This is a genomic window from Burkholderia sp. E168m23, assembly GCF_016586125.1.
GTDB lineage: Bacteria > Pseudomonadota > Gammaproteobacteria > Burkholderiales > Burkholderiaceae > Burkholderia > Burkholderia orbicola.
In genome coordinates this window covers 1-3,654 of the sequence record NZ_BCPP01000740.1, presented here as the reverse complement: position 1 = coordinate 3,654, position 3,654 = coordinate 1, and the positions used below count along the sequence as shown (strand labels likewise).

At 57.8% G+C, this 3,654-nt stretch carries 1 protein-coding gene; it reads left to right on the top strand.

Annotated features, from left to right (window positions below):
• The first annotated feature begins 121 nt into the window (after nucleotides 1–121).
• On the top strand, nucleotides 122–3,508 hold the full coding sequence (locus tag JMF90_RS28610; protein ID WP_201317053.1) for a DEAD/DEAH box helicase family protein: 3,387 nt from the start codon (nucleotides 122–124) through the stop codon (nucleotides 3,506–3,508).
• The last annotated feature ends 146 nt before the right edge of the window (nucleotides 3,509–3,654 follow it).

Genomic DNA, 3,654 nt, shown 5'->3' with positions numbered 1-3,654 from the left:
GCAATTTTCGAATATAATCAGAAAAATTAACAAAGACAAGCGATTGGCATTGAGAGCTCTTGATGAGGCACACAATTTTTTTGCTTCATTACAAGGCCATGCTTTCCGGGGAGAACTATAAGTGAGCAACTTCGCCTTCCTCCAACCCGAGTGGTCCTTCCTCTATGAAGATGCACGCAAGGCGGAAGGCGCAGTCAATGACGACCCGCGGGTCGCCTGTATCTATGCCCGAAGATGCCTTGAGCTTGCCGTCGCTTGGCTGTATTCCCACGACAGTACCTTGAAGCAGCCGTACCAGGACACGCTCAGCGCCTACATTTACGAGGCCACGTTCCGCAACGGCGTTGGCCAAGCGGTGTTCACCAAGGCCCGGCTCATCAAGGACCTCGGCAACGAGGCCGCTCACAGCCAGAAAAAGCTCACTCAATCCGATGCGCTGAACGCGGTCCGTGAGCTTTTCCATTTCTGCTACTGGGTTGCACGAACCTATGGCCGTCGCTCACGGCCGGAGCCGGGCAAGTCGTTTTCCATTGAGCTGATTCCCGCCGCGTCGGCCGCGCCCCAGCAAACGCAGGCTCAGCTCCAGAAGCTGACCCAGGAGCTCCAGCAGCGCGACGACAACCTGTCAGCGCTACGTGCCGACCACGAGCAGACCAGGGCGGAACTGGAGCGACTACGGGCTGAGGTAGCTGCAGCCAAGGCAGCAAACACCGCCCAGCCGGACACCCACGACTATTCGGAAGCAGAAACCCGCAAGGCGTACATCGACCTCTTGCTGAAGGAGGCCGGCTGGCCGCTCGACCCGGCCAAAAACTCCGAGGTCGAGGTTATCGGCATGCCGAACGGGCAAGGTGTGGGTTACGCCGATTACGTGTTCTGGGGCGATGACGGCAAGCCCCTCATGGTCATCGAGGCCAAACGAACCACGAAGAGTGCCACGGTCGGCCAGCAACAGGTGAAGCACTACGCCGACTGTCTTGAGAAGATGTACGGGCAACGCCCCGTCATTTTCTACTCGAATGGCTACGAGCATTGGATGTGGGACGACCACTTCTATCCGCCACGCGAGGTACAGGGTTTCTACAAGAAGGACGAACTGGAACTCATGGTCCAGCGGCGGTCCAGTCGCAAGAAGCTGGGCGAGACGCTGATTGATGGGGACATCATCGAGCGCCACTACCAGACCCGCGCGGTCCGGCGCGTCGGGGAGACGTTCGAGAAAGAAAACCTGCGCAAATCCCTGCTCGTGATGGCGACCGGCTCGGGCAAGACGAGAACGGTCATTGCCCTCGCAGACGTGCTGATGCGGGCGAACTGGGCGAAGCGTATTCTCTTTCTGGCCGACCGCGTGGCGCTGGTTAACCAGGCTGTGAACGCCTTCAAGACACATCTTCCGTCTTCGTCGCCTGTTAACCTGGTGACCGAGAAGAACACAGATGGCCGGGTTTACGTGTCCACGTACCCGACCATGATGAAGCTCATCGACGAGGCTTTTGACGGCAACCGTCGCTTCGGCGCGGGCTACTTCGACTTGGTCATCATCGATGAGGCGCACCGCTCGGTGTACCAGAAGTACCGGGCGATTTTCCGGTACTTCGATTCGCTGCTCGTGGGGCTGACTGCCACCCCGCGCGACGAAATCGACAAGAACACCTATGGCCTGTTCGACCTCGAACCTGGTGTTCCAACCGACGCCTATGGCCTGGATGATGCCGTGGCCGAGGGGTATCTCGTCCCGCCCGTTGCCGTATCTGTTCCGCTCAAATTTCAGCGCCAGGGCATCAAATATAACGACCTGTCGGAGGTGGAAAAGGAGGAATGGGATGAAAAGGACTGGAACGACGAAGGCACGACGCCTGACGAGGTTGGCTCGGAAGACCTGAACAAATGGCTGTTCAACACCGATACCGTCGACAAGGCGCTCGAGGTGTTGATGCAACTGGGTCACAAGGTTGCTGGAGGTGACCGTCTTGGCAAGACCATCATCTTTGCCAAGAACAACGACCATGCCGACTTCATTGCCAAGCGGTTCGATGTGAACTATCCCCACTACAAAGGGAAGTTTGCCCGCGTGGTGACGTACAAAACCGAGTACGCCCAGTCGCTCATCGACGATTTCTCTGACAAGGACAAGGCACCTCATATCGCCATCTCCGTTGACATGCTGGATACGGGCATCGACGTGCCGGAGGTTGTGAACCTGGTGTTTTTCAAGGTCGTGCGCTCGAACACCAAGTTCTGGCAGATGCTGGGGCGTGGTACCCGTCTGTGCATGGACCTGTTTGGCCCCGGGCAGGACAAGAAGGACTTTTTCGTTTTCGATTTCTGCCAGAACCTCGAATTCTTTAGCCAGAACCCGAAGGTCTCGGAAGGCGCGACGGCCGAATCTCTCACAACCCGGCTGTTCAAGGCCCGGGTCGAGATGCTTGTTGAACTGGACAAGCGGCTCAAGGATGAGGCGGACGATGCCGCGGATGGTGAGCTGACCGTCGAGAAGCTGCGAGGTGACACGGCCACGCTGCTGCAGGAGCGGATTGCAGCAATGAATCTGGACAATTTTGTCGTTCGTCCACATCGGCAGTACGTCGAGCGCTATGCCGAGGAGAACGCATGGAAATCGCTCGGCGACGAGCAGGTTCACGAACTGAATGCTCACGTAGCCGCACTGCCGTCCGAGCAGGCCGACGAGGATGAGGAAGCTAAGCGCTTCGACATTCTGGTTCTACGAACCCAACTGGCCGTGCTGCAGGCTGCGCCCTCATTCGCAGGCCTTCGGGAGAAGATTCAGGCCATTGCCAGCGCGCTCGAAGAGCAGATGGCGATTCCGGCCATCAAGGCCGAAGCAGTACTTATTCAGGCAGTTGCTGGCGAGGAGTGGTGGCAGGACGTAACGGTTCCCATGCTGGAGACGGTACGGCGACGCCTTCGCGCACTGGTCAGATTGATTCCGAAAGGGCAGAAGCGGATTGTCTACACCAGTTTTGAGGACGAACTTGGCGACATCGGCTTCGTCGAGCTGCCCCAGGTGATGGCCGGACTGAATATGAACAAGTTCCGGGAGAAGGCCCGCCAGTTTCTCCGGGAGCATGAATCTCACCTCTCCTTGCAACGCCTGCGGCGGAACCAGCCGTTAACGCCGTCGGACCTTGAAGAACTGGAGCGCATGCTGGTGGAAGCAGGCGGCACGCCTGCGCTCATCAACGAAGCCAAAGAGAAGAGCCATGGTCTCGGCATCTTCATCCGTTCCCTGGTAGGCCTGGACCGGGAAGCCGCTGCTGCCGCCTTCAGTACCTTTATTCAGGATACGACGGCGACTGCGGACCAAATCGAATTCGTCGACCTGATTGTTCAGGAGCTAATACAGAACGGGGTCATGGAGGCCGGTCGGCTCTTCGAATCGCCATTCACCGACATCAACGCACAGGGGCCGTTCGGCGTGTTTCCTGAGGCGACAGTGACGCAGATAGTTCAGGTTCTGGCTGAAATTCGAGAGCGGGCTGCGGCTTGAGTCGATAAGTTTGCCGAGTGCACATCTGTACGACGGCCATGGGAGACTTGAGTGAATTTGCGCTCGGCGCGGAAGGGGCAAGGGCCTACGTTCTACTGGAATGAGTCGATTTTGATATTGTGCGTGTCGTGCAGAAATCTTAGCGT